The organism is Bradyrhizobium sp. SRL28 (genome assembly GCF_018596315.1).
In the GTDB taxonomy this organism is placed as follows: Bacteria; Pseudomonadota; Alphaproteobacteria; order Rhizobiales; family Xanthobacteraceae; genus Bradyrhizobium.
Genome location: NZ_JAHEAG010000065.1, coordinates 1 through 24,157, shown reverse-complemented (window position 1 = coordinate 24,157; position 24,157 = coordinate 1). Strand labels below are relative to the sequence as shown.

Sequence of the window (24,157 nt, the reverse complement as noted above, 5' to 3'; positions counted from 1 at the left end):
GTGCGGATCAACACCCTTACCCCGTCGCCCAGCAACGTGCTGTCGGTCGGGTAATGGATGTTGGTCTCCACCACGTATCCACGCGCATTCTGCGTCCCTGCGTCACCCCTTGTTGCTGCGCAATTTGCACGATCCGGTCGTGGATCTGCCTGATTGTTTCCGGATCCACAGCCAGGCCCCAGCGCCCCATCGTCTTGGCGTCCGGCGTCTTGCCGCCGCCCACCCGGGTGAAGTCGCGGTAAACCAGATTGGCGCGCACTTCGCGTTCCAGCACGTGATATCTCCAGTTGCGAACGTGCTTGAGGATCAACAATCCCAACACCACCTCGGCCGGCGCCCCCAGCCGACCACGACCACGACTCTTGGGATGTCGTCTCGCCAGCGCGCCGAGCAATGTCACTTTCGCCTCGGCATCGGCAAAGCCATCCAGGTGCGGTACTCGGACAGCATAAAGCCTTGCTGCAAAGTACGCCCACAGCGCTTTGGTCTTTGCGGTCGGCCAATTCAGCTGCGCGCTCTATGCCGCAACGGCTTCCGAGTTGAGCCATCCTCGAAGTTCCTGACCCGTTTGGAAGGTGGCTGGGGTGGCAGCCTTCGATGTGATGGTCGCCGATGCAACGGCGCCGTGCCGTACGTACCAGCCCTCGAAGCGCAAAGACGGCTTGCTCGCGCGCGCCATCGAGCCTTCCATTTGCGAGACAGCCCCTTCCCTTTCCACGCGGCCGTTGCCGTAGTTCCACAAACCGAACACCGAGCTTATCCAGCCTCCCCCGTTCGTCGAACGGCACGCCCTCCAGCCGCGGCTGCCGAGTCGCCATAAGAGACTCGATTATCTCGTGCATGAGGCTGTGATGGGTCGGGCAACTAGCAGAATTCCTGTACTGGCTCCGTCAAGCCGTCATCGAATGAAACGACAAAGGATAAATATGATGCGCCCCGGTGACGCTTCCATACTGAAGACAAATAGCACAGGGGCACCGCGGACCGGGATCAAGGGCCAGGCGGGCCGCTGCGACCCAGATCTGGCGACGAGCCAGCCTCGCCCGTCCGAGCTGTTTCGACTCCTCTACCATTCTCGCCGCGATCATCGCGCGCTGACTTGGCGTCAGTATTTCAGTCAAGCGCGCGCGGTATTGCTCGTAGGTTTCGCCTTCGTGGACGGGCACTCGATTTCACGCATGACGCTTCAGTATTTCGAACCACGGATTCATCCTTCCTCTCCTTGGAGGCTAAGCAAGCGCTCTTCTTCGGGTGCGATCCTGCGCAAAGCCGCTTCGGGAACGGATCTCAGCATCAAGATCGTCGATCAGGGCTTTCGACATATTGAACCGATCAGGATGCTTGGCGGAGCGAGTTAGGAAGAGTTGAAAAGCAGATTCGAGGCATCATCACCGCATCAAAGATGGTATGTATCAACCGTCGAACCCCCGCCGATCTTGCACTCGAATATGGCGGACATCTATCGGCCGCGCGTCTTGGCACTTTATGAAAGCCTGCAGAGCGAAGAGGAGAAAGCCGAGGCGGCGGAGGTGCTCCGTACCTTGGTCGATCAGGTGACGCTTGTGCCCGAAGCGGAACAAATCGCCATCGTGCTGCGGCGTGACCTGGCCGCGATCCTGCGATTTGTGGCGGGTAAGAAGAACCCGACTTCCTCTCGGAAGCCGGGGCTCGAGCTATGCGGGATTTTGGGTGACGAGGCGATCGGGCGGCGTGGTTTGCCGGCATGTGGATGACCTCGATGCCGTCGTTGAATCTGACACCTGCAATCACCTTCGGCAACTGATTTGTGCCTTTGAGCCGCCGCCAAGTCTTTGATGCGGCGATAATCAGCTTGAACACCATCAGCCTGGCGGTCGTTGACGACAGTGATCCTTTCGTCCGCACGGTTCTGTGCCGCACGGTCGCGAACACGCTTTCAATGGATTGGTAACCGGTATGAGAGTTCTCGGTGCCAACGTTCCGCTGCGGTGTTCTACATCGTGGCATATGGTGCGACCATCGGGACAGAGGCACCGGGAGCACGAAGTGCGGGCAGGCCGATACACACGATGAGCCGAGAGCTCGTGTTAGTAGCTGGCCGCCTCTGCGACTCGCCCGGTTGCGCCGTGAGCGCGAATCCGTAGTTGTCGTGTCGCCCGCCGCTCCCGCTATAACCAACAGAAAGGGAGGACGCGCAGATGCGACGCATGATTGGTATTGATGTTCACCGAACCTTCGGCGAGGTGGTAATCTGGGAAGACGGCATCCTTCGACATGCCGGTCGGGTCGACATGACCCGGACCGCCCTTGAAGGGATGGGCAAGAGTCTGCGGTCGACCGATGAAGTGGTGATCGAGGCGACCGGAAATAGCATGGCGGTGTCGCGGGTGCTGGCGCCATTCGTGGCGCGGGTGATTATCGCCAATCCGTTGCAGGTGAAGGCGATCGCTCAGGCGCACGTCAAGACTGACAAGATCGACGCCGGTACACTCGCCAGCCTGCAGGCAGCGGGCTACCTGCCGCAGATCTGGACGCCTGATGCGGCGACCGAACGCAAGCGCAGGCTGGTGGCGCGGCGCTACCAGGTCGTGCGGCATCGCACGCGGCTCAAGAATGAAGTGCATTCGATCCTGCATGCGCACCTGATCCCAAAGTGCCCGCACGCCGATCTTTTCAACGCCCGCGGCCGGGCGTGGCTGGCCACTCAACAGTTGCCGGACGATGAGCGCGCAGCGATCGACCGGCACGTTCGTGAGCTTGACCGGCTGGCCGAAGACTTGGCCCTGCTCGACCGCGAGATCGCACAGGACGCCATCGACGATCCCGCGGTCAACAGATTGATGACGATCACCGGCGTGAATCTGGCGGTCGCCGCCGGGATCGTGGCGGCGGTCGGCGACATCAGCCGGTTCAGCAGCCCGCAGAAGCTGGTGAGCTATTTCGGGCTGAACCCGCGGGTGCGGCAGTCGGGACTGGGAGTCGCCCATCACGGTCGCATCAGCAAGATCGGCCGTTCTCACGCGCGCGCCATGCTGGTTGAGGCGGCCTGGGCCGCGGCCAAGGCGCCCGGTCCACTGCATGCGTTTTTCGTGCGGATCCGCGCCCGGCGCGGCCATCAGATCGCCGCGGTGGCCGTGGCTCGCAAGCTCACTGTGCTCTGCTGGCATTTGTTGACGAGGGGCGACGATTACCTGTGGGCGCGCCCAGCGCTGGTCGCCAACAAGACCCGCGCGATGCAACTTCAAGCCCGACATCCGCAACAGAAAGGCAACCGGCGTGGACCAGCCTATGCCTACAACATCAAGTCGCTGCGCGACCGCGAGATGTTGATTGCCGCCCAGGCAGAGCAAAGCTACGAACGGTTCGTGTCACAATGGAAACCGCGGCGGCCAAAATCCGGCGCGCGGGCGCCTCAGCTCGGCAGGACAAAATAGGCAGTCCGGTGACGCTTGCAGCCGATGCGTCACGCTTCGCCACGAGGTCGCCCGCGCCCGACAACCATAATCGCCGCTGACGGCAAGTGCCAGCCAGGAATGCAATCCCGTTCCACGCCAGCATGCCGCCGTGCTCGGGCCGGTCAAGGCCAAGCCTTGCGGTGGCCGCAAACGCGGCCAGCCTTGACCGCCCCTGCGCGCGGCGGCTGAGTGATCGGTGGCCGGGACGGAAGAATGACCCGCAGCGCGACCGAACAAAAGAATGGACTTACAGCGGTTTCCGCAATCGTCGTCTCGGTCTTGAAGAAATCGCTTGTTCATCTCATCAAGTTATGAGGGCTTAAACGGCGAAAGAGGCCCCCTATGCGGGAGCCTCTTTCAAAGATGTTTAGACTCAGGTAGCGGCCCAACGGCAAATGTCGCAACGCGCCATCACTCCCGGAGTGGTCAGGTTTATCGCTAACTCGTGCCCCCCTGTCAAGTTCCTTAAAAAATAGTCGGTCGCAGTCTAAATGCCAGATATCTCTTACGAATTTTTAACGAAGTTCTTTACCGACTATTTGCCGTTCTCCCCAACGCCCAGCCAGGTTGAGGATTTTCAGTCTGATTTGACCCTTGTAAGTCCCTACCTACTTGAGGCCTCCCTGATCGAAGTCAAGGAGGGAACCAAGGGTGAAATACTCAAATACCTCCCGAATGATTGGCGACCGGCGATCTTCTCCGTATATAACCGCAAAGTGGCTGAACACGCCCAGCTGTTCCCGGTCTTTCACTCTTTCGAGAACGCTTTGCGCTCAACTGTCGCAGTGACCTTAGAGCAGCACTACAAGCATCCACGGTGGTGGCGCGCCATTTACGAGGAGCTAAAGAAGGGCGGGAGAGCCAAGAATATTGCCCAGATCGGCGGCGTTCCACTAACCCGCCATGCGGCCTTTAGAATCGGCACGGTCATCTTGGACATTGAGGGCAAGCAGTTCCCCAATGGGCCGATTGATGCAATGGCGAACGGCTACGAGTTTATGCACGATTGTCATTTGGCCCACATACGGCAGCTTGTTGAGGAACACTGGGCGGTATTCTCCCCAAAATTCCATCCGCTAAGTGCAGCCGACTTCACCGCCAAATTTGAGAAGGTGCGGGAGGCGCGGAATGCGGTTTATCACCACCGATCACTATCCGGCATGTCGGACGTTGTGGCGGCCGCCGAAGAGCTTTTGGACAAGCTCAATTTCTGCCTGAAATTCGTTCACGGCAAAGTCGCAGACTGCGAGCCGACAAAACTTGCCTTTTCGGTCGAAGCCGAGAAGAGGCACCGCACTTGGGTGGTCTAATTTCAAACTGAGACACCACCTCCGAAGATCCCGAGAGCTGACACGACGAACCGCGCCGTCTTGTTGGCGTGGACGATCAGTTGGTGCTCATCAAAAGAAATACTCGGGCGCCAGCCATTTGTGTGGGACGCCGGTCGTCAGACCGCCATCGATGACGATCTCGGAACCGGTAAGATAACTGGACTCGTCGCTGAGCAGGAACAAGACTGCCTGCGACACTTCCTGCGGCCGGCCTGCCCGTCCCAGCGGAATGGGGAAAATGGAGGGATCGAAGCTCTCGGTCATCGGCGTGGTGATGAAGCCGGGATGGATCGAGTTGACGCGGACGCCCGAGGCCGCGGCCTCCAGCGCAGCAGACTTGGTTATGCCCCGCACGCCGAAATTGGAAGCAACATAGGCATGAAGCCCGGCAGTGCCCCGCAGCCCCTCGACGGACGAGATGTTGACAATCGAACCTCCGCCCCCGCGCCGGATTGCCGGCAGGGCCGCCTGCATTCCAAGGAACGCACCGGTTAAATTGACGGCAATAACCTTGTTCCACTGATCGAGCGGGAACTGCTCGATCGGGGCCATGCTGGCGATTCCAGCATTGTTAACCAGCCCATGCAGCGCGCCGAAGCTGCTCTCGGCGGTCGCGACCGCCCTAGCCCACTCCTCCGGCTGGGTGACGTCCTGACGCACATAGACGGCGGAAGTGCCCAGTTCAGCCGCGAGAGCCTCTCCTTCTGTATGAAGAATATCAGTGATTACGACCTTGGCGCCTTCAGCGACAAGCAGGCGCGCATGAGCTGCACCCATGCCACGAGCTCCGCCGGTTACCAGAATGACCTTTTCGTTCACACGTCCCATGACATGTTCCTTGCTTCGCTCCGTTGATCAGTGGCGGTGCAGCGGGGCGATCAGCTCGAGCCCATCTTTCTCGCGTAGACCGAAACTGGACACCTTGACGATCTCGCCGCCCGAAAGCTGGCGCGCCTTATCATTTCAGAAGAACTCTTCATGGTCCTCCATCAGTTCTTCCTACGCCGACTTGGCCGGATGCCTGCTCTAGCGAAATGGAGGTCAGCAGTTCGTAGGTGCAAGTGGAATTCTCCTCGAACATGCGCCCCGCCGCGCATGACCTAGCCATCCTTCGCCATGGCCATGGCTGCTGTCACCGAACTGCTCCGTCTTCTCGAAGGGACGACATTCTCGCCCGATAGTCCCGCCCTCCTTGATGAGATAGGCTGCTACCGCGTACCGGCGCCGGCTCCCACCAAACAGGCGTTCGCGGCGCCGCCTGCTGCGTTGGATCAGGCTTTGACGAGGCGAGAGCAACGCACATGAGGTTCTCCCGCGTGCAGCGGCGGGAAGATCCAGGTCTTTCTAATCAGCGCGCCAATGATGGCGCGCAGAAAAGCTAGGAAATCTGATTGCAAGGCAAAGCTCCCGCGACCGTTCCGTGCGCCGGGCACGTCACCAGCTACCGCCATCGATTCGGCCTCTCTCACAAGCGGGGCGCGGAGACATGGATCTGCCGTGAGATCGTCTCAATAAAAGGGCGATCACACTACGCCTGCCGTGCAGCTCTCATCCGAACTTGAACAACACACCGTATCCGCCACGCGGATAGCTCCATTCGATGTCGCCGGTGGGCTCGCCGATGACACGGCAGGTGCCGCACTCGATGCAGCCGTCGACGGTGACCTCGACCTGCCCCTTGTCGTTGAGCTCATAGCAGCGCGCCGGGCAGACCTTTAAAAGTGCAAGCAGCTGCGGGGATGGCTTCGTGTGTGCGCGCACTTTGATGTGGGGACGACCGACGTCGACGAGATAGCGGTTGTAGAACAGCTTGTCCTCGACGCGCACTGATGTCTCAACATTCATATTTCAGCTTCCTTGGCTTCGATTTTGGCTGGTTAGCGCCAGGCACGGGCGAGGCGGAGTGCATCGCCAAATAGACCGGTCCAGGACCGCGCATTGACAAAGGATTTCAATGTCACCTTCTCTTTCTCAGCCTTCGGCGTACCGTCGACGCGTACATAGTTCTGCATCGCCCTGGAGACGAGCTGTGGATAGGTGAGAAAGAAGTTTTGCGAGTTGGTATGCATCAGCATCGGCATATCCTTGTGCTTCTTGAGATCCTTAATCACGAAGGAGTCGTCCAGCATCTTCTTGTAGACTGACAGATTTGCCGCGGTCATGGGATGGCTGCGCGATTTCACCTGGACGATCGCTTCCGCCGCGATGCGGCCCGAAGTCATCGCGAGGTTAGAGCCCTCGCGATGAATGGCGTTGTTGAGCTGGGCAGCATCGCCCACCACCACCCAGCCATCGCCATAGAGCTGCGGGATCGCCTTGTAGCCGCCTTCAGGAATGAGGTGCGCGGAGTATTCCTTGACCTCCGAGCCCTCGATCAGGGGCGCCACGGACGGGTGACGCTTGAAGCGGTCGAGCAGCCCATATGGCGTCTCTCCGGTGCGCTGAAAGTCGGCGACGATACAGCCGATGCCGATCGAGATGCACTCCTTATTGGCATAGATGAAGCCCATTCCGGTCATGCCACGGGAAATGGTGCCGACCGCTTCGACAACGACGCCTTCGTCGCCCTTGAGATTGAAGTGGGCCTCGATGGTCTCACGCGGCAAAAAGTGCATTTCCTTAACCGCGAGTGCCACCTTGTCGGGCTTGGGCCGCTCGCGCAGGCGCGCACGCGTACCGAGAAGGCCATTCACGCCTTCGGCCAGCACCACGACATCTGCGTGGATTTCGCCGTCGCGGCGATCCGTACGAACACCGATGACCTTCCCATGGGCGTCCCGCGCGAGCTCAGTGACGGTGGTCTCGCACAGCACGGTCGCGCCGGCCTCGCGCACTTTCGAGGAGAACCATTTGTCGAACTGCGCGCGGATGATCGTGTACCGGTTCGGCCGCTCCTCGTTGAAGTCTTCGGAGCGGTAGTGCACGCCGAGATGGGAGCGATCGTCCATTATCCAGAACCGTTGCTCGACGAGATGACGTTCGAGCGGCGCGTCATCGCGGAAGTCCGGGATCAGCTTTTCGAGCATGTCGGCATAGAGGATTGCGCCCTGAACATTCTTCGATCCGGCATATTCACCGCGCTCGAGCTGCAGCACCTTCATGCCGCGTTGAGCCATGGCCAGAGCCGCCGCGTTGCCCGACATGCCGGCGCCGACCACGATTGCATCGAACTTCTCCTCGATCACAACAACCTCCTCTAGCTCGCGATCCGGTCGCGCGAATGCGGTGAAAGCCGTGCACGAAATGCGGCCGTGAGCGCTGGTAACAGGTGCATAGCGTCGTTGACGACGCCGATATGGGCAAAGTCAAAGATTGGCGCGTTCTTATCGGTATTGATGGCGACGATCAGATCGGCGCCCTCGACGCCGACCCGATGCTGGATCGCGCCGGAAATGCCTGCGGCGATATAGAGCTTTGGCCGGATGGTCTTGCCCGTCTGGCCGATCTGCCGGTCCGAGGTGACCCAGCCCTTTTGTACCAGCGGACGCGAACAGCCATATTCGGCGCCGAGCACGGCGGCGAGCTGCCGTACCAGCTGGAAACTCTCAGGCGAGCCCAACCCCAGCCCGCCGGCGACGACAACGTCGGCATAGGCGAGATTGGATTTGGCCGAATCACGATCCGGCACAAAGGACAGCACCTTGGTGACGATGTCTTCTTCGAGCAGGCGGAGCGGATGGATGATAATGCGGGCGGCATCGCGCGCGACACGCTCTGGCATCGGCATCACGCGCGGGCGGACGGTTGCCATCTGCGGCCGGTAATTCAAGGTGTAGATCGTGCAAAGCAGCGATCCGCCAAAGGTCGGACGCGTGGCCGCAAGCGAACCATCCGCGTCGACGTCGAGCTCCGTGCAGTCGGCGGTGAGACCCGTCAGTAGCGTAGTAGCTACCGAGCCTGCAAGATCGCGACCGAGCGTGGTGGCGCCCAACAGCAGGATCTCTGGCTTGTAGGTGTTGACGAGATCGGTCAGCGCCTTGGTGTAGGACTCGTTACGATACTCCGACAGCACATTCTCGGTCACGAGATAGGTTAGGTCTGCGCCGTAGCAGAAGGATTCGAGCGCGGCGTTGCGCGTGGTCTCGGCCTCCGGGCCGATGACGACCGCGGCGAGATCAACCTTCAGCTTGTCGGCAAGCTTGCGGCCCGCACCCATGAGTTCCCAGGAGACGGGATGCACCTGGCCGCGCTCCTGCTCGACGAATACCCAGATGTGCTTGTAGGCCTTAAACTGCTCGGGCAATTCTTTTTTGATTCCTGCGCGGCCGCCCGCGGCCGGCGTAGGAGCTTTGGTGATGTTGCTCATAGCGTTGAATTCCCCTCAGAACCTGCGCGCCTGCGCCACAAGATCGGTCTCTAGCTTGGGTTGACCCTTCAAGATGGCTTTCATCAGCACCTCCGTCGGCTGCTTGGCGGCTTCCACCCGCCCCGCCCTCTCGGCGCGTGGCGACGGCGCAAAGGCGCGCTTGACGATGGTCGGCGAGCCGGGCACGACGCATTTCGAGACTCCTCGACGCCGGCCTCCTGCGCGCTCCATTTTACAACCGGCCCCAGCGCCGCGCGCAGGGCGGCGGTCATCACGGCGCGGCAAACCTGGCTGGGTGCTTCCGCCATGGTTGACCAGCAGCTTTGTGCCCAACATCTGCACGCCGCGTTCGGCGCGGCGCTCCGCGTCGACCGTGGTGAGCGCGGTGATCTCGCCGCCGAACTTGTCACGCAATTGGTGCGCGGCCTCGAGCGCGAACAAGACGTATCGGTTGATGATGCTCGGCCCCCATGACGCACCATGGTGTTGGTCACGGATTGACGCGAATCTGCGCGGCATCGGGAACCTGCTTGGTGCAAACGATACTGTGCATGCCTTCTCCAGAAGTAGCGTGGAACGCGAGTTACCCATTGGCGGCCATCTCACGGTCAATCCCAGCCTCAATGGCGTCAAAGACAACTTCGAACGGCATTAACGCGAACGTGACCCATAAGAGGATGCCGGCGCGAGCGGCGAGCAGTAACGGCAACATGATTGGTCTTGCTCCAAATCTCATCTCGGACAGCAACAATTCTGTGTAGTCGGCGCCAATGACGGACTTGGCCGGAGAACAGCAAGTGTCGTACCAGTTGGAGGCATCAAAAATTAGACGTCCATTCAATGGCTTGAGAAATTTGATAAAGACTGGCTGTTAACATCGCCGACAATACAATTCCGACATACGTCGCGAATGCGACAGCGCCGCTTCGCGCATTGCTGTACAGAGTTGATCTGGATGAAGAGGAATATGGCACAACGCGCCGTACCGACATGGCTTGAGGCATATCTGAACTGATGTGTGAGGCTATTTCAGCGAGCTCAACGGCACGAAGGCCGCCGGTTTCTTGGGCTCCGCGACCGCATCCTTCAAGACCTTGAACACCCGCTGGTCCATCGGCGAGGACACCACGAAGTCGGCATAAGCCTGCTCCAGCACCGCCTTGCACCGCGCCGTGACCTCGGCCTCCGCGCCATCTTCGAATACTTCCTTGGCGAGATATTGTCCCATGCGCTTTAAGATATGCAGGCGCGCGACGTTGACGATCTTGGGGTCGTAATCGACGCCAAGCAGCGCAAAAAAATCTTCGGCCGAGGAGGCCTTGTTGAGTCGATCCAGGATGCCGACTGCCGCCTGTGTGTTGCTCATCGAAAAATCTCCTTTGGGTTAGGTCGCGGGCCTGTGGTCGGGACCCGGCACCGGCTGGTCATCTCCTTGCGACGCTGCTTCGCGCAGGCGGCGCTGCATATGGCCTCCCAAGGCCTATGTCTTCGCGGATCAGCGAGGGCTTGCGCGGCACGCCGGCGGTTTCGACGTGATCGGCGGTAATGCCGACCATGGCTGCCTAACGCACCATTGGTCAACGAGCGCTCGCAGACGTCGCGCCAGATCGCCACCACCGTCTCGCACGCGACCGGCCGCTTGTGCTCGATGGCATGTTTTCGCACCCGCGACAGGATCTGTCTTGCCTCCTCGGCGCTGGCGGCGAGCTGCAATTCGTCAAGCAACGTGGTGATCGACGACAGCCCGGAATCCTTGTCGATCACAATACGGTTGGATCGACCAAGCAAATGGGGGTCGAGCGACAGATACGTGCGTTGATCCTCCATTAGGCCATGGACATGAATGCCAGATTCGTGGGTGAACACATGCTCACCGACCATCGCCTTGTTCAGAGGAATCGTGCGTGCGGCTGCGGCGGCCACCACCGCGGCGACGTTCTCCAGCTCCGGCAGCACGATGCCGGTGTCGCGCCCGTAGAGCTGTTTGAGCGCGACCGCGACTTCTTCCAGCGGCGCATTGCCCGCCCGCTCGCCGAGCCCGATGACGGTCACCGAGGCATGGCTCGCGCCGCCCTTGATGGCGGCGAGCGTATTGGCGGTCGCGAGCCCGAGATCGTCATGGCCGTGAAATTCGAGCTCGAGACCGGTGGTCGCGCGCAAACGAGCCATCAGCGCATAGGTGGAGTCCGGATCGAGCACACTGAGCGTATCGGCAATGCGAAAGCGCCGTGCGCCGGCGGCTTTTGCGGTGGCGATCAGCTTGATGAGAAAATCGACGTCAGCGCGGGAGGAGTTCTCGCCGGCGACGGCAACCTCAAGCCTACGCTCGCGCGCATAACTGACCACCCGCCTCACCTGCTCCAGCGCTAGTTCGCAGTTATCGCCAAGCTTGGCGGCAATCTGCACGCCAGAAGCCGGAATCGAGACATTGACCATCGGCACCTTGGCCTCGATTGCCGCATCGACATCGGCTTCACGCATCCGGCACCAGCCGATGATGGTGAGCGGGAGACCGGCATCAACGATGGCGCGGATGGCGGCGATCTCCTCACTGCCCATCGCGGGCGTCCCCGGTTCGATCTCGGTGACTCCGGCCCGCGCCAGCGCCTGCGCGATCGCCACCTTTTCGTCGGTGGTGAAGGCAACGCCAGGCGCTTGTTCGCCGTCGCGCAGCGTCGTGTCGTTGAGCACGATCGGACTTCCCCATGCCGTCTCGGACCATGACCGTTTTGGCAGAGGCGGCGGCGATCATGGGAGGCTCCTTGTTGGCTTTGGCAAAGCAAGGCTTGAGCAACGCGCATGCCACGCCGGCACCCGCCACAAGCCGTTGGACAAGCGCACATTTTTCGGTACCAGCGGGATTGTCGCAAACGCGACAGTGGCGAAGTCGACGCGTCCGCTTACGTCACGGCGCGATGGGATGGCATCAACTCCGCTTGCGGCTCAGATGGATGATCAGATCGACGCAGGAGACTTCGTGGTCTGGCAGCGGCTCGGGCACATTCACAAGCAGGAGATCCGCATCGGGAATATCGAGCAGGATATCCTCGCCGGGCAGATAATAATGAGGATGCGGCGAGGTGTTGGTGTCGTACAACGATCGCGACCCATCAAGACAGATCCGGCGCAACAGGCCGGCTTGCGTGAACTGGTTCAAAGTGTTGTAGACGGTAGACGATGAGATCGGAAACCCGGTCTCGCGCGCCTCGGCAAATAGCATCTCTGCGGTGACATGCCGGGCGCCTCTGGCAAACAACAGCTCGCTTAAGATCAGGCGCCGGCGCGTCGGTCGCAGCCCGGCCTTGAGCAACACATCCTTCCAGCCGGCGTCGGGACATTGCCCGCTGAGAGGGGCGGAGGCCGGTTCCACCTGCACCTCGTGGAAGCTCGCGCGATCCCCGGCGTCACCGCTCGGAAGTCTGGCCAACAGCCGATCCATCCGATGTCGCTCACATTGGCCAGGTGCCGGCCGCAACCGGGACAGCCGCCTGCAGCAGAACCTCGCGCCGGCGCTCGGCCATCCGGCTCTCGCCGCTTTCATCGCCGAAGCAGAGGTTGAAGTCGTTGCATTGCGCGCACACCGGGGTCGTGCACATGACAAGGCCGTCGTCCTCGCACAGCGTGCGATAGAAGAAGCGCTTCCAGCGCATATTATTGGTATTGCGCGCGGCCAGCGGCGCGAAATGGCGGCCTAGCAGCCGGGATAGTTCGCCACGACCGCGCAATCCGAGATCTTCCCACAAGTGATTTGGCTCGATCGCGCGACGCGCGATCATCCCAGCTAACCAGTTGCCGATGTCCCCTTCGGTCGAGCGTTGCGCGAGCAGGAGATCACGCAACATTGCGGCCTCGTCGCTCTCATTGCGCTTGAAACGCAAGAGCAACTCCTCCGCGTCTATCCGGATCGACGGGAAGTACTGCTCCAGCAACGCGGCCAGCTCATGGCTGGACAGACCGACCTTCTCGGAAACCAGACCACCATCCATCGTGGCGGCCGCTAGAATAGACGCCAGCACGTGGCGATCGAAATTGCTGTCACTGGTTATGTCGGCATCTACGGGGTCCGCCCCAGTGAGCAGGCGGTAGGTCGCAATTCCCCTATGCCGCTCACCGTTCGCTTCAGTCGCTCTGGCAGCCATAAGCGGAAACAATTGCGCTTCGAACATGGGTTGCCGATCTTTCCACAGTGATCAAGTATGCTTCGCTGCATCGTGATGCTGGTCACGACATTTTTCGCCGGAACGCCGACCTCCTTACTGAGCATTGGGAAGGCCGGCCTCCGTCCGTGTGTCCTTTACCCAGCTGCGAGTTCGGCTGCGGTCTTGCCGATGATGGTCTCGTCAACCGCCTCCATGATGCCGTGCTCCATCAGCATGTCCTCGAGCTCATCCATGGAGATCGGGGTCGGGATGATGCCCTTGCCGCCATTGTTGTGGATCTTGGTCGCGAGATTGCGATAGTGATCGGCCTGCTGGGATTTCGGCGCATACTCCAGCACGGTCATGCGGCGCAGCTCCGCATGCTGCACGACGTTGTCGCGCGGCACGAAATAGATCAGCTGGGTGCCGAGCTTCTTGGCCATCGCCTCCGCCAGTTCCAGTTCCTTGTCGGTCTGCCGCTCGTTACAGATCAGGCCGCCGAGCCGCACGCCGCCAGAGTTGGCATATTTCAGAATGCCCTTGGAAATGTTGTTGGCGGCATACATTGCCATCATCTCGCCAGACATAACGATGTAGATCTCCTGCGCCTTATTCTCGCGGATCGGCATCGCAAAACCGCCGCAGACGACGTCGCCGAGCACATCGTAGGAGACGTAGTCGATGTTCTCATAGGCGCCGTTCTCTTCCAGGAAGTTGATCGAGGTGATGACGCCGCGGCCGGCGCAGCCGACGCCCGGCTCCGGACCACCCGACTCGACGCAGCGGATGTCCTGATAGCCGATCTTCATCACGTCCTCGAGTTCCAGGTCCTCGACGCTGCCGGCATTCGCCGCCAAGCTCAAAATCGTGTCCTGCGCCTTGGCGTGCAGAATCAGGCGGGTCGAGTCCGCCTTGGGATCGCAGCCCACGATCAGGATCTTGTGGCCCATCTCGGCCAGCGCCGCCAACGTGTTCTGCGAGGTGGTCGACTTGCCGATGCCGCCCTTGCCGTAGAACGCGATTTGTCTCAGTGAAGCCATGTTGCTCTCCATATTTGCCAAAGATTGCGCGCTGCCTCGCGCGCGAGCTTGTTTCTCGCTCAGAAACGAGGCACACGGGTTCAAGGGAAGGAGAGCAGCGCTCGTCTTGCGCGTCTGCGTGCACTCAGCCCTCAGTCAGTGTTGCTGCATCCTGATAGCAACCGCCGTGCCAACCCTGTCCACGCTCTCTAAGTTTCTGATTACACTTTGAAAAATTCGGGAGCCGGTGGATGAAACCAGGTGTTTTGAACGTGACAGGATTCGTGCCGCTGTCAGAAGCCGGACAAGGATCGCTAGCATCAAACGGGAAAACGCCGGCTTAGCGCGAGCCATTTCAATGCATTCATGCACGGAACGGAAATTGCTAACGTCTTGCAAGCCGCTTTGTCGGAGCGGATTTTCAGGAGAGCAACAGTGCAGATTGGTGTCGAAACGTCGAAAGCAGTGGACCTGCGAGGGGTGTTCGTGGTCGACGATAACGAGATCACCCGCGCGGCATTGCAATTCATGCTGCATGATGAGATCGAGACGCATGAGCTTGCAACCCCAGAAGAGGCCTTTGCCAGGGGCATCGATTGGTTAAAACCGCATGTGGTGTTGCTCGGAGCCTCTTATTTTAAGCAAGAGGGGCCGGCGTGATCGGCGAATTGGCGGCCCATTTTCCCGACGCTCAGATCCTGATCATCTGCGACAAATCCGACGAGGCCAACGCGATCGAAGCCATCAAGGCCGGCGCACACGGCGTTAGGTCAAGCCGCTGACCTTGGAAACCATTCGCAAGAAGATCGATACCATTCTCGAACGCGGCGGCGTCACGCCGGCCGTGCAGCTCAGTGTGCTCAAATAGGCCCGCGCCATGACGACGATCATTTTCTATCACAAACCCGGCTGCGCCACCAACGCGCGCCAGATGCAGGCGCTGAAGGCCGCGGGCCACCACGTGATTGCCAAGGATATCTTGAAGGAGCCGTGGCGTGCGGAGGAACTGCGCCGCTTCTTCGGCAATACGCCGGTCGCATCCTGGTTCAACCGCGCCGCGCGGCGTATTAAGTCAGGCGAAATTAATCCCGAAACAAGCGACGCGGCGAGCGCACTCGCGCTGATGCTGAGTGATCCGCTCCTGATAAGGCGCCCGCTGATCAACGCCGATGGCGCAAGATGCGCCGGATTCGATCATGGGCCCGTGCTGTCGCTGGTTGGGCGGAGCATGCAAGATGATGTCGAGCTATGCTCGCGCGAGGAAACCGGGGGACACTGCTCGAGCGGGTGAGCTGCAGAGCGCGTAGTTCCACCGAGAGGGAAAGGAGCGAAGTTTCCTCCGCTCCCCATTCTTGACGGGCGCGAGGAGCAAAGCTCGCTGAAGGCGGTCGGGGCTCTACGCGCGCCTACATTTGGGAGATTCAACGGCACTTCAGCGTCCCACTTTCGGTCCACCAGATGGTCTTGCCCCTGGAACGAGCAGGTCTCATGACGCGGCAGCCCGGCTCACCACGCAGCAACGAAATGCTGGTCGCTCCTGAGCAGCTATCCCTCTTGGAAATGCCAAACCGACCAGTCAAGACTTCTGTGTTGAGGTACCAGTCTAGCAGGCTTTGAAAAAGGCGCTCGCCGCCTACCGGCGAGCGGGATTCATGGCCTCCGATGAGATACGGAGATCGTGCGTGCGCGGCGGCGACAATCAACTGGCGAGCTGTTCAGCTACGTTGACCTGGAGGCGCGGGTGCGGCGTGCGAGGCGCTGTCGGCGCTATAGCGCGAGCTTGCGTCGCTCTATTCGCCGATTGGGCGGTCGTTGATACCGCCGGAGAAGCTGCTGCGGGCGATGCTGTTGCAGGCGTCTGATAGGTGTCCTATTCCCCTCTGCGAGGTGTCCCAACTAGCACAGCACAGCACTCTGCGGTGGAGAAATGCGCGCATCGGCCTGCGCCTTTCTGCTCGATAGCCTCCGCACGCAATGCGATACGAACGCCTTCGGCCTTATCGGAATGCGATCGGCGCGTCACGTGATCGGCGATAAATTCCAGCACTGCAGCGCCAATCTCGGCAACTCGGCCGGCCACCTCAAGCCGCCGAGCGCGGCGGCCTCTGATCGCCGCCATGAGTTCGAGAATCTGTTTCAGCGGGATCGCTTCGCTACCGAGCATGAAGCGATGTCCAGCCCGTCCGCGCCCCACGGCAACGATGAGACCTTCGGCAACGTCGCGCATATTGGTTCACGACGAATTCAAAGGGCCTTGCGGACGCTCGTCGATGATGACGGCCAGATCGCGCCGAAATCCGAGCACGATAAACAATTTCGCTATTACAAACATCGGTCCGAGCAACAGATGGATCGGATTGTCGACCAGTGCCGGTCGGCGACGTTCGAACACCTGGTGCCCAATAACCTGCGATGCACTGCCAATCACAATCAGGATAGCGGTAAGCGACCACATTCCGACAGTATTTGCCTGACCCACGAAAATGGCGGCGGCTGAAAGCAATACGATCGCAGCCCCAAGGATCGCGGCTCCAAGCGCGAAGTCAAGCAGGAACCAATAGATGAGCACCGGTATGGTAGCGATGGCCGCCACACTGGTTTGGATCCCGAACGCGGCGATGGACCATTGGCTGAGCGGAAGAACGGCAGCCAGGAACAGGAACACGATGCCGAAGACATGCATGGCGCAATTCCAAGGGGCGCGATGATACTCAACATAGTCGGCAAGCTGCCGCCGAAAAAATGAACTCATTTGGCGCTCGGTTCGCCTGTTGTATCGGCAGGCGTGGCAAAGCTCATCAAGCGCATCTGCTAGTCTCAGTCGGAAACGTCACGGTCTCATTCAAAGCGCGGCCACGTGAATGTTCGCTGCCCGTCGAGCGCGCGACGCCGCCGCCAGCATCGAAGTCGTTGCGCCTAATTCAGCGACTAACAGACTACAAGGCTGCATCATGAAACAGGTATCCGAAATGACCGCGCGATGCACCGCATTTTTCTCGCAGGTGTTACCATTCAGCCTCATCGTTGAGACCGCAGTTGATCCCGCCGGTCATTGAAATCTCCACGTTTTGCATTGTGGTCCGCGGCCACACGCGAGCAGCGCCGCAGTTGGCAAATCGCGACGGACAGCGAAATCGATCATCAAATCTATCCTTGATCGTTCGGCGATTCTTGCTTCTACTCGTGCGCTGCGGTCTGTCGCATTGACATGCATCAACCGAGGGTCATTATTCCATGGAGACGCTTCGCAAGCGCTCGCACCTGCGCGCCGTGTACGTGACTCCAAAGTTACTCGGTCGTTATCGAGAGAACCCCAGAATTTGTGACACGCTCTTCTATGGCGGATTAGAGCCAAACTCGGAATCCGGCGATGCGCGCCGCGAAGCGATTCAGCTGGCGCCGTCTCAAACCAGGAGCGCGAGCCAGATGAAAGCTCGATATGCGGGCGCCCAGAACTGGGGTCAGCGACGACCGCAGTGTCGTGACCAGGCTTCCGTTATCGCCTACCTGCGGGAATGGGCCGATGCGGCATGACGAACAGCGATCCCTGCTGCGCGCTTGGCGGCAGTCGCGGCCAGGTCAGCGCCGTCGCGATCGCCACGATGGCCGAGCACATTAGGGTTGATGAAAAAGCTCCAACGTGCAGCCAGCCAATGCGGTCATCGCGTCGAAGCCGGAAAATTCGCCGATGCTGAATTGCGCGTGAAAGCCGGACATCAGCGGACGCTTCGCTGCACGTTCCAGGTCGACCGCATTGACATTCGCAGCGACATCGATCGAGCTGAGCGAGGCGCCGAAGGCAACCAGCGCGGCCCCGAGCTCCAGAGGCGTACTAGCAACCGCGATCCACGGCAGGATGAGCGCAATTCCGAAGCCGCCGATCAGGATGATCGGTTTGCTGCCATAGCGCGCGCACAACAAATCGCTCAAAATCATCGAGACGACCAAGCCGACGCCCAGGCAGAGCAGCAGAAAACCGAGAACTCCATCATCGACCGCCAGCCGCTCCTTCGCGAACGGCACCAGCGGCACCCAGGCCGCAATGCCGAAGCCGGCGACAAAAAATGCAAGGCGCGTCGCGAGCCGGGTGGCCAGGCGATCGACGGACATCATCGGTGAACCCCGGAGGAAAAGTTGGTGGCTTCGTGTTCGGACACGCTAAGGACATCACGGCGGAGCGTGAGCGGCTGCGACCGCAGTTGCAGCCGCCCGAACATGCTGTTTCATGTCGCCTCACAGCAAATTGGCGGGGCGGCCGGGACGCCACGGAGGAAGTGCCGAGTCCGCCCCTACAGCACCGCCCCGCCTCCGACCGGTGATGGTGCCCCGAACGAAGCAAGCGGCGTGCCGATTTTGAAAGTTGGAGGTTCTACAGTCGCTTCGTACTGGGTGTGTGTTGCGTCAAGTCGCGGACATTGGTCTCAAAGCTTACAAACGGGCGCTCTCGTTCAGTGCGCCCGAAGGCTCTGCCAAACCGTATCACTATCGTCGGTGTGTGATCACGTCGCGGTTGTCGACCACCATGTCGAGCAGCGTGTCCTCGACCATGCGGCAATCCACGCCATTGATCCGGACGCGCGAGCATCGCCGGACCGGAATACAACCCAATTGCCGACGTTGACGTCCTAGCCGTGGAAATAGGTGCCGGTCTCCGGCTCATCGTTGAAGGCGGTCTTGCGCTTCTTGAGCACCAGGCCGACGGTGCCCTGCCAGACTGATTCCTTGATCGCGCCGGTCGACAGGATGAGCCCGCCCTTGGTCTTCTCCGGCTCGATGTAGATGCCGACCAAGACCTTTGTTGTTCAGCAGCTCGATGCTGCACAGATCGCCAATGAGCTTCATAAGCTCGGTCTTCTGGTCCTCCGACTTCGAGCGCCGTTCCTGTGTCGAAACGCATACCATCCCTTCCCTCTCCTCCTACTCTTTCAGGATGTCTTCCATCGTCTCAGCGAGCACCGTGCGCGCGTCGGCGGGCGCCTTGCGGCCACCTTGCGCTGATACCGGCTCCAATCTTTGAGATTATCCGACGTGATGGCATCGATCACCTATCCAGCTCATCAAGCTTGGCCTGAAGACGTTCGGCCAGCTTGACGGCGATGGTGACGCTCATTTACAGCCCGCCCACTTGTTTCCGAGCCAGTTGTAGAAGCGCCATGCGAGTCAGCGGGCATCTGACAAGGAAAAGGCCGCCTGCGTTGCCACAAGCGGCCGAAGTCTAGGGAGGAAACGCCCAAGGAGAGGGCAGGATGCAGCCTAGGATAAAAGCCATCAGCAGCTCAATTGAACGCAGGTAATCGTCGAGCATCCAAAGGTGCGACGGAACGATACGAAGGTTTATGTCGAGATCGGCAAGGGCAACGCCAAAATCGCCGCCTCGCCGCCGGCACCGGCCACCAGATGCCGCACCAGGATCATTTCCGCGGGTTGGCCTTGTCGCCGTACTTTGTCTTCTCGAGAAGGCCCTCGCCGCTGCCGGCGCCATACTACATCTTGGGGTATGCCTTCACGCGGCCGCCGTTGGCAAAGCCGGCCTTGTAGCTCATTTGGCGCTTTCCGCGGAGCGGCGGGCGGCATCACCCGCGTACTTGAGCTGTTGCGTACTTCGGTCCTTTCGTTGCGGGGGTGTATGCCCGGGGCTTCTGCATCGTGCGGGAGAGCGGTACCGACCCGCGCGGCTCCCCCTTCAGGATCAACTCGTCCTCTCGGACGCATGGGTCGGTCTTGGTAGTCGGCGACCTGATGAGGGCGATCTCCTGCGCCTCATCGGGTGACGCTTGGTCATTTATTGCCTTCCTTCGGCTGGGGCTTGCGAGCCAGCTGACACTCAGCTCTTCTGCTTAGAGCGCTCATGTGCCACGGCAGCGGCTTGCGAGGACCGCTGGTAAGCGATCACGTACCGATCTTTGCGACTTTTACCCTGCTCGACGCGAACAACCATACGGGCGCTATCGATGGGGGCGGCCTTCAGCCGGACGGCCTCCGAAATGCGCAAGCCTGCCGCGTAGCAGGTGGTCAGGATCACCCGATGTTTGTTGCAATCCACGCAGCTGAGGAAATGCACAACTTCTTCAGGACTCAGGACGACGGGTAGCTTCTGCGGCTTTTTTGGAAGCGGGATGTCTTCTCCAAAGGTCCAGTCCTTCTTGAGCGTAATCCTGTAAAGGAACCGAAGCGCCGCGACAGCCGTATGGATTGAATTGGGGGCCAACCTCTTCTCGTTCGTGAGGTAGATTTGATAAGTCCGGATGTGCTCGGGGGTCAGCGCATCCGGCGACATACGGAAGTAACGTGCAAACAGCGATACCTGTTGGAGATACGATGCCTGTGTATGCGGCGACAGATTCCGCACCTGCATGTCCTCAGTCATCCGTTGTCGAAGAACCGTCATGGGAAGCTCCTTTGCGATATGAAAGCGCTGCAAGCAGCGCCTCCAGCATCTCGCAATCGAACTTCGTCGGGAATGCAGGAAGATCAGATGGTGGTACCGAAGCTTGCCACGAGTCGCCTACCGCGAAGCGGTGATGCGCCGGATAGGGGCGGACTGCGTTGTATTAGCGAGGAAGCGGGGTAATGCCCGTGAGGTCGTCGCTATTGGATCGGGTCAACCAGCAATGGGAGGAAGGCGAGTTGTGCGACGGATAGCGAATATGGCTCTGTTGAGCCATATTCCCTATCATCGCTGATCGTCGGCTCTCTGATTCGCCCGTTAAAGATGGACTACCTATGCTCGACAATCCGGAGAAGACCACCCGGCTGCTCGCCGCACTCAAGGCAGCTGCGCCATTTGACGTTGAACTGGCACCATCGTTGATCGAATATCTGCAAGCCGAGAATGTTGCCGATGCTGATCGGATGCACCACGTCGTCTGGGATTTGTCATACGCCGGTGACGAAGGCGGTATCATCTGCCATTTGTCTCGCTCGGAAGAAACAGGCAGAGCGCTTGTCGTCTCCCTCACACATGTGCGCGTGCCGCGCTCGATGCCACTTGCAGCGGCCGTTCTGGATTATCAGAAGCACCGAGTGAAGAAGCTCAAGAAGCATGGCCGGAGGTAGCATAGAAATGGCGCACGCGATTATCCGAGGAAAGAATGGTCGCCGATATGAAGTGGAGTTCGAAGACGCGCCGGTACGCGTCGAAGTTCATGCCAGTGAGGAGACCGTCGAGATTTTTGTGGAGGCAGATTTTGAAACGCACCCGGAAGAACGGCGACGTTTTGCGATAATCAACATCCCCCGCCACCTGTTCAGCGAGGCCACGGGTCGAACGGCGCGACGCGCAGCGAAGGATCGTTAATGCCGATGCCGCGCACTCTGTGCCGCTTCCTTCTTCAGGCCGCCGCCATCGCTGCCTACCGCGGAGCGGTTTAGTCCAATGCCTGCTATATCGACCAAGACATAGGAGGCACAGCGCTGCGATGGAACTGCTGCAAGCCGGCGTCGACTGCTCCGTGATCGCGCTGTGGCTCGGTCATGAATCGGTCGAGACGACGCAGACGTACCTGCACGCCCACCTCGCCCTCAAGGAAGCTGCCCTGGCGAAGCTCAAGCCGTACGAGCGCGGCAAGCGAACCCGCTTCCAGCCGAACGACCGCCTGCTCGCCTTTCTGGAGGCGCTCTGAACGACCAGACTATGCCGAATGGAATGGGGCTGCCGTGCACGCGATCGACGGCGCCAGCGTGACAACGGCGTGCCATACCAAACCCGTTCGGCATAGTTCGGCGGGCGGCATAAACGGCAAGAATTAACGGCGTCGATTCGCAAGCCTGGCTGGCCGATGTCCTTGCCCGCATCGCCGCCCATCCGGCTCATCGGCTGGACGAGCTCCTGCCCTGGAATTGGACGCCAGCATCAGCGATCTCCGCTCCAGCGGCATGACGACACACGTCAACAAGGTCCATCACGTCACCACAACCAATGGCAGAAGCTGCGAGGAGACGAACCAGGAGCCGGGCTCTCCAGAATTCAGATCTCGGCTGCAGCTAATTTTCTGCGGGCTGATACTTTAGACAAGCCGAGCGTGGTGGCGCTCCAAGAACGAGCTGAGATAGATAGGGAATGTCGCGCACGATCCAGCGTACCATTAGCGCGACGGCAACAATCGCTCCCCCAAGAATTCCCGCGACGGCCAACCTGGTCGTGAGATCCCAAAGTTCCCCGTATTGTATCGAATCCATGAGACGAAAGACCGTACCTTGTATCAAGTATAGCAGCAGCGTGCTCTGTCCCAGTTCCACGGTGATAAAGCGGGTCACTCGATTTGAGCGGCCAACTTTCCAGCATTGGAGGACGAGCACGATCACGATCGCTGAGGCCGCTGCGGAGCCAAGAAGCATCAGAAGTACGTTTTTTGCCGACTGCATATCGTGCACTAGGGCGAGATTGTTGTAGATGTAAGTGTCTTTGCGCCAGGCTAGAAAGCACACCAAAGCCGCTATGGAGAGAAACGTGATTAAGAGCGGCTTGTGAGATCGCGTTATGCTCGTCCACCATTCTCTCGACTGAGCAAAAGAGACTCCTAGGCAGAAAAACGGGAAAGTATACCTTATGAGAGGTGATATGGAAAATGTCACAGGTGCAAGTGCGACTAGTATGACTGATACGAATAGGATCCAGGGCGACCGACGATTGAAAATCGAAAGAATTTTGACGAGAAGGAAAGAAACAAAAGCAGCCCAGATGAACCAGTATGTGCCCGCGGAATCGTTTAGACACTGCAAAACGCTGCCTGGTTCGCTTGCAGACGAGCTAAATACGGCCAACTTGGCTGTCTCTAGGAGAGCGTACCAAAACAGCATGGGCAACAAGAGCTGCATCGCACGATCACCGATGGCTCGAGTGAATGACTTTCGCAAGAGCGCTCGCCAAGAAAGATATCCGCTTATCGCCATAAAGAGTGGCATGTGGAACATGTAGATCCATTTGAAACATGGCGACTCCCAGAAGCCTTCATCTCCGTAGACGACATATTGGATCAGGTGACCGACGATCACCAAAGTGATGAGCACTCCTTTCGCGAAATCTAAACCTAGATCTCGATCGTTTGCCTCTGGCGTGCGCGCCCCGGGCACAGTCGATCCAGTTATTTTTGGCAATGTATCAAACCTCTCGATATCCCTTGTTCCGATGAGCCGGACACCCGCTTGACTGGGAACACCCGCTGCGACCAAGTACTAGTGCAAGCTGCATCAGAAAAACAGCGGCTCATCATGGTCATTAATTCCGGGGTCCCGGCCAGCATCAAAGGCATTCCTGCCAGATGTCGCGGTCCACTCTCCGAACGGTTCAAGTGCCAGCATTAGGCAGCGGTTCAGGCGGGGTGCAATATCGGAGTGCTGCTGAAGCAAACGTGCGAGCGTCGTCCCCGACCTGGGGAGCCCGAGAAGAAAACATACCTCTGACTAGTTGCTCAGGGCCAAGTTTCATGATGTGCCGGTTATACTTGAGCAAGGTGAGCAAGGCGCTGACCATCTCAGGAGAGATAGGCCGAGCTGCCGAACATAGGTATAAGCTGCCGGCCACCTATTATGAAAGGCACTTCGCTGCTCCAGCTTTGCATCGCGCAATCAATCCATTCGGCGATAGCGGAGGCATTTGCCATCTACATTCTACGGCTCCCGATAGCTGACGGAGGTCGATGACATGTTCAATTGTACGGAGGTGGGCGATCGGTATAGAAAAGAGGGGACCTGCTATACGAAGGTTTACCGATGGAAGCTCTACCCCAAATTCGATCGGCTTGCCTGATCGAGCGGGCGCGTTGCAGCGTGTGCAACCGGAAGAGGTGTTTGCAACGCACTGCCAGGAGTCGCCATAGCGGCGTACCAACTCGAGCATGAGAGCCTGAAAATATGCAGCGCAGCTTGCGCAGCAGCTCCTCCCACTGAGTGCATTCGGCGTTGCCATCACGAGCAGCTAGTACTCACC

21 protein-coding genes and 9 pseudogenes are annotated in these 24,157 nt (G+C 59.6%); 11 read left to right on the top strand and 19 right to left on the bottom strand.

From position 1 onward, the window contains the following. Together KIP88_RS42240 and KIP88_RS42235 are read right to left on the bottom strand one after the other, a co-directional pair. Positions 1 to 388 (bottom strand): annotated as a pseudogene (locus tag KIP88_RS42240) (transposase); the annotation flags it as partial. 129 nt (positions 389 to 517) lie between these two features. Then, positions 518 to 751: a hypothetical protein gene (locus KIP88_RS42235; protein WP_214493991.1), complete on the bottom strand. Its 234-nt coding sequence runs from the start codon at positions 749 to 751 to the stop codon at positions 518 to 520. A 178-nt stretch (positions 752 to 929) separates the two neighbouring features. Here KIP88_RS42235 and KIP88_RS42230 point away from each other — a divergent pair, with 178 nt between their 5' ends. Together KIP88_RS42230 and KIP88_RS42225 are read left to right on the top strand one after the other, a co-directional pair. Then, positions 930 to 1,358 (top strand): hypothetical protein, encoded by a 429-nt coding sequence (locus tag KIP88_RS42230; RefSeq protein WP_214493990.1) that lies wholly within the window; start codon positions 930 to 932, stop codon positions 1,356 to 1,358. Between the two features lie 90 nt (positions 1,359 to 1,448). After that, entirely contained in the window at positions 1,449 to 1,733 is a 285-nt protein-coding gene (locus KIP88_RS42225; protein ID WP_213253679.1) for a hypothetical protein, read from the top strand. Here KIP88_RS42225 and KIP88_RS48780 read toward each other — a convergent pair. Beyond that, positions 1,705 to 1,920, bottom strand: a pseudogene (locus KIP88_RS48780) (IS256 family transposase); the annotation flags it as partial. The gene KIP88_RS42225 and the pseudogene KIP88_RS48780 overlap by 29 nt on opposite strands. A gap of 275 nt (positions 1,921 to 2,195) precedes the next feature. Here KIP88_RS48780 and KIP88_RS42215 point away from each other — a divergent pair. Then, positions 2,196 to 3,413 (top strand): IS110 family transposase, encoded by a 1,218-nt coding sequence (locus KIP88_RS42215; protein ID WP_214493994.1) that lies wholly within the window; start codon positions 2,196 to 2,198, stop codon positions 3,411 to 3,413. A 512-nt stretch (positions 3,414 to 3,925) separates the two neighbouring features. Beyond that, positions 3,926 to 4,744 (top strand): hypothetical protein, encoded by an 819-nt coding sequence (locus KIP88_RS42210; RefSeq protein ID WP_214493989.1) that lies wholly within the window; start codon positions 3,926 to 3,928, stop codon positions 4,742 to 4,744. A 90-nt stretch (positions 4,745 to 4,834) separates the two neighbouring features. On the opposite strand, the gene KIP88_RS42205 is transcribed toward KIP88_RS42210, so the two are convergent. The 10 genes and pseudogenes from KIP88_RS42205 to nifH all read right to left on the bottom strand — a co-directional run bounded on the left by KIP88_RS42205 (position 4,835) and on the right by nifH (position 14,250). Further along, on the bottom strand, positions 4,835 to 5,593 hold the full coding sequence (locus KIP88_RS42205) for a glucose 1-dehydrogenase (protein ID WP_057853689.1): 759 nt from the start codon (positions 5,591 to 5,593) through the stop codon (positions 4,835 to 4,837). 720 nt (positions 5,594 to 6,313) lie between these two features. Further along, positions 6,314 to 6,610, bottom strand: coding sequence for a ferredoxin family protein (locus tag KIP88_RS42200; RefSeq protein ID WP_028350609.1), 297 nt, complete (start codon positions 6,608 to 6,610; stop codon positions 6,314 to 6,316). Positions 6,611 to 6,642: 32 nt separating this feature from the next. Next, entirely contained in the window at positions 6,643 to 7,950 is a 1,308-nt protein-coding gene (locus KIP88_RS42195) for an FAD-dependent oxidoreductase (protein WP_214493988.1), read from the bottom strand. 11 nt (positions 7,951 to 7,961) lie between these two features. Continuing rightward, complete coding sequence (locus KIP88_RS42190; protein ID WP_214493987.1) at positions 7,962 to 9,071, bottom strand: electron transfer flavoprotein subunit alpha/FixB family protein; 1,110 nt, start codon at positions 9,069 to 9,071, stop codon at positions 7,962 to 7,964. A 15-nt stretch (positions 9,072 to 9,086) separates the two neighbouring features. After that, positions 9,087 to 9,624 (bottom strand): annotated as a pseudogene (locus KIP88_RS42185) (hypothetical protein). A 471-nt stretch (positions 9,625 to 10,095) separates the two neighbouring features. After that, positions 10,096 to 10,437 (bottom strand): nitrogenase stabilizing/protective protein NifW, encoded by a 342-nt coding sequence (nifW, locus tag KIP88_RS42180; protein ID WP_108522741.1) that lies wholly within the window; start codon positions 10,435 to 10,437, stop codon positions 10,096 to 10,098. A gap of 221 nt (positions 10,438 to 10,658) precedes the next feature. Beyond that, positions 10,659 to 11,807 (bottom strand): annotated as a pseudogene (nifV, locus tag KIP88_RS42175) (homocitrate synthase); the annotation flags it as partial. Positions 11,808 to 11,997: 190 nt separating this feature from the next. After that, positions 11,998 to 12,441, bottom strand: a complete 444-nt coding sequence (gene irr, locus KIP88_RS42170) for a Fur family transcriptional regulator Irr (protein WP_374226589.1) — start codon at positions 12,439 to 12,441, stop codon at positions 11,998 to 12,000. Positions 12,442 to 12,520: 79 nt separating this feature from the next. Continuing rightward, entirely contained in the window at positions 12,521 to 13,237 is a 717-nt protein-coding gene (locus KIP88_RS42165; RefSeq protein ID WP_214493985.1) for a nitrogen fixation protein NifQ, read from the bottom strand. A gap of 128 nt (positions 13,238 to 13,365) precedes the next feature. Further along, positions 13,366 to 14,250, bottom strand: coding sequence for a nitrogenase iron protein (gene nifH, locus KIP88_RS42160; RefSeq protein WP_057853693.1), 885 nt, complete (start codon positions 14,248 to 14,250; stop codon positions 13,366 to 13,368). A 414-nt stretch (positions 14,251 to 14,664) separates the two neighbouring features. Here nifH and KIP88_RS42155 point away from each other — a divergent pair. The 3 genes and pseudogenes from KIP88_RS42155 to KIP88_RS42145 all read left to right on the top strand — a co-directional run. After that, positions 14,665 to 15,097, top strand: a pseudogene (locus KIP88_RS42155) (response regulator). Positions 15,098 to 15,106: 9 nt separating this feature from the next. After that, positions 15,107 to 15,520 carry an ArsC/Spx/MgsR family protein gene (locus KIP88_RS42150; RefSeq protein ID WP_214493984.1) on the top strand — a complete coding sequence of 138 codons (414 nt, stop codon included), beginning with the start codon at positions 15,107 to 15,109 and terminating at the stop codon, positions 15,518 to 15,520. A gap of 391 nt (positions 15,521 to 15,911) precedes the next feature. Next, a pseudogene (locus KIP88_RS42145) lies at positions 15,912 to 16,086 on the top strand (IS5/IS1182 family transposase); the annotation flags it as partial. Positions 16,087 to 16,099: 13 nt separating this feature from the next. Here KIP88_RS42145 and KIP88_RS42140 read toward each other — a convergent pair. The 5 genes and pseudogenes from KIP88_RS42140 to KIP88_RS42120 form a co-directional block, all read right to left on the bottom strand. Continuing rightward, the gene (locus KIP88_RS42140) at positions 16,100 to 16,456 is read right to left on the bottom strand and encodes a hypothetical protein (protein ID WP_214493995.1); all 357 of its coding nucleotides are present in this window, start codon (positions 16,454 to 16,456) and stop codon (positions 16,100 to 16,102) included. Between the two features lie 6 nt (positions 16,457 to 16,462). Further along, positions 16,463 to 16,981 (bottom strand): Mpo1-like protein, encoded by a 519-nt coding sequence (locus KIP88_RS42135; RefSeq protein WP_214493983.1) that lies wholly within the window; start codon positions 16,979 to 16,981, stop codon positions 16,463 to 16,465. Between the two features lie 863 nt (positions 16,982 to 17,844). Beyond that, positions 17,845 to 18,342, bottom strand: a complete 498-nt coding sequence (locus tag KIP88_RS42130) for a hypothetical protein (RefSeq protein WP_308163770.1) — start codon at positions 18,340 to 18,342, stop codon at positions 17,845 to 17,847. Between the two features lie 512 nt (positions 18,343 to 18,854). Then, on the bottom strand, positions 18,855 to 19,019 hold the full coding sequence (locus KIP88_RS42125; protein WP_156438734.1) for a hypothetical protein: 165 nt from the start codon (positions 19,017 to 19,019) through the stop codon (positions 18,855 to 18,857). A 1,085-nt stretch (positions 19,020 to 20,104) separates the two neighbouring features. Beyond that, a pseudogene (locus KIP88_RS42120) lies at positions 20,105 to 20,617 on the bottom strand (tyrosine-type recombinase/integrase); the annotation flags it as partial. Between the two features lie 335 nt (positions 20,618 to 20,952). On the opposite strand from KIP88_RS42120, the gene KIP88_RS42115 reads away from it, so the two are divergent. From KIP88_RS42115 to KIP88_RS42100, 4 genes and pseudogenes are all read left to right on the top strand, one after another. Continuing rightward, entirely contained in the window at positions 20,953 to 21,285 is a 333-nt protein-coding gene (locus KIP88_RS42115) for a hypothetical protein (protein WP_214493981.1), read from the top strand. Positions 21,286 to 21,292: 7 nt separating this feature from the next. After that, on the top strand, positions 21,293 to 21,526 hold the full coding sequence (locus tag KIP88_RS42110; protein ID WP_249791437.1) for a hypothetical protein: 234 nt from the start codon (positions 21,293 to 21,295) through the stop codon (positions 21,524 to 21,526). A gap of 94 nt (positions 21,527 to 21,620) precedes the next feature. Continuing rightward, positions 21,621 to 21,851, top strand: a pseudogene (locus KIP88_RS42105) (tyrosine-type recombinase/integrase); the annotation flags it as partial. Positions 21,852 to 21,964: 113 nt separating this feature from the next. Continuing rightward, a pseudogene (locus KIP88_RS42100) lies at positions 21,965 to 22,108 on the top strand (transposase domain-containing protein); the annotation flags it as partial. Positions 22,109 to 22,212: 104 nt separating this feature from the next. Here the strand turns inward: KIP88_RS42100 and nolL are convergent. Beyond that, on the bottom strand, positions 22,213 to 23,325 hold the full coding sequence (gene nolL, locus KIP88_RS42095; RefSeq protein WP_214493992.1) for a nodulation factor fucose acetyltransferase NolL: 1,113 nt from the start codon (positions 23,323 to 23,325) through the stop codon (positions 22,213 to 22,215). Positions 23,326 to 24,157 lie beyond the last annotated feature (832 nt).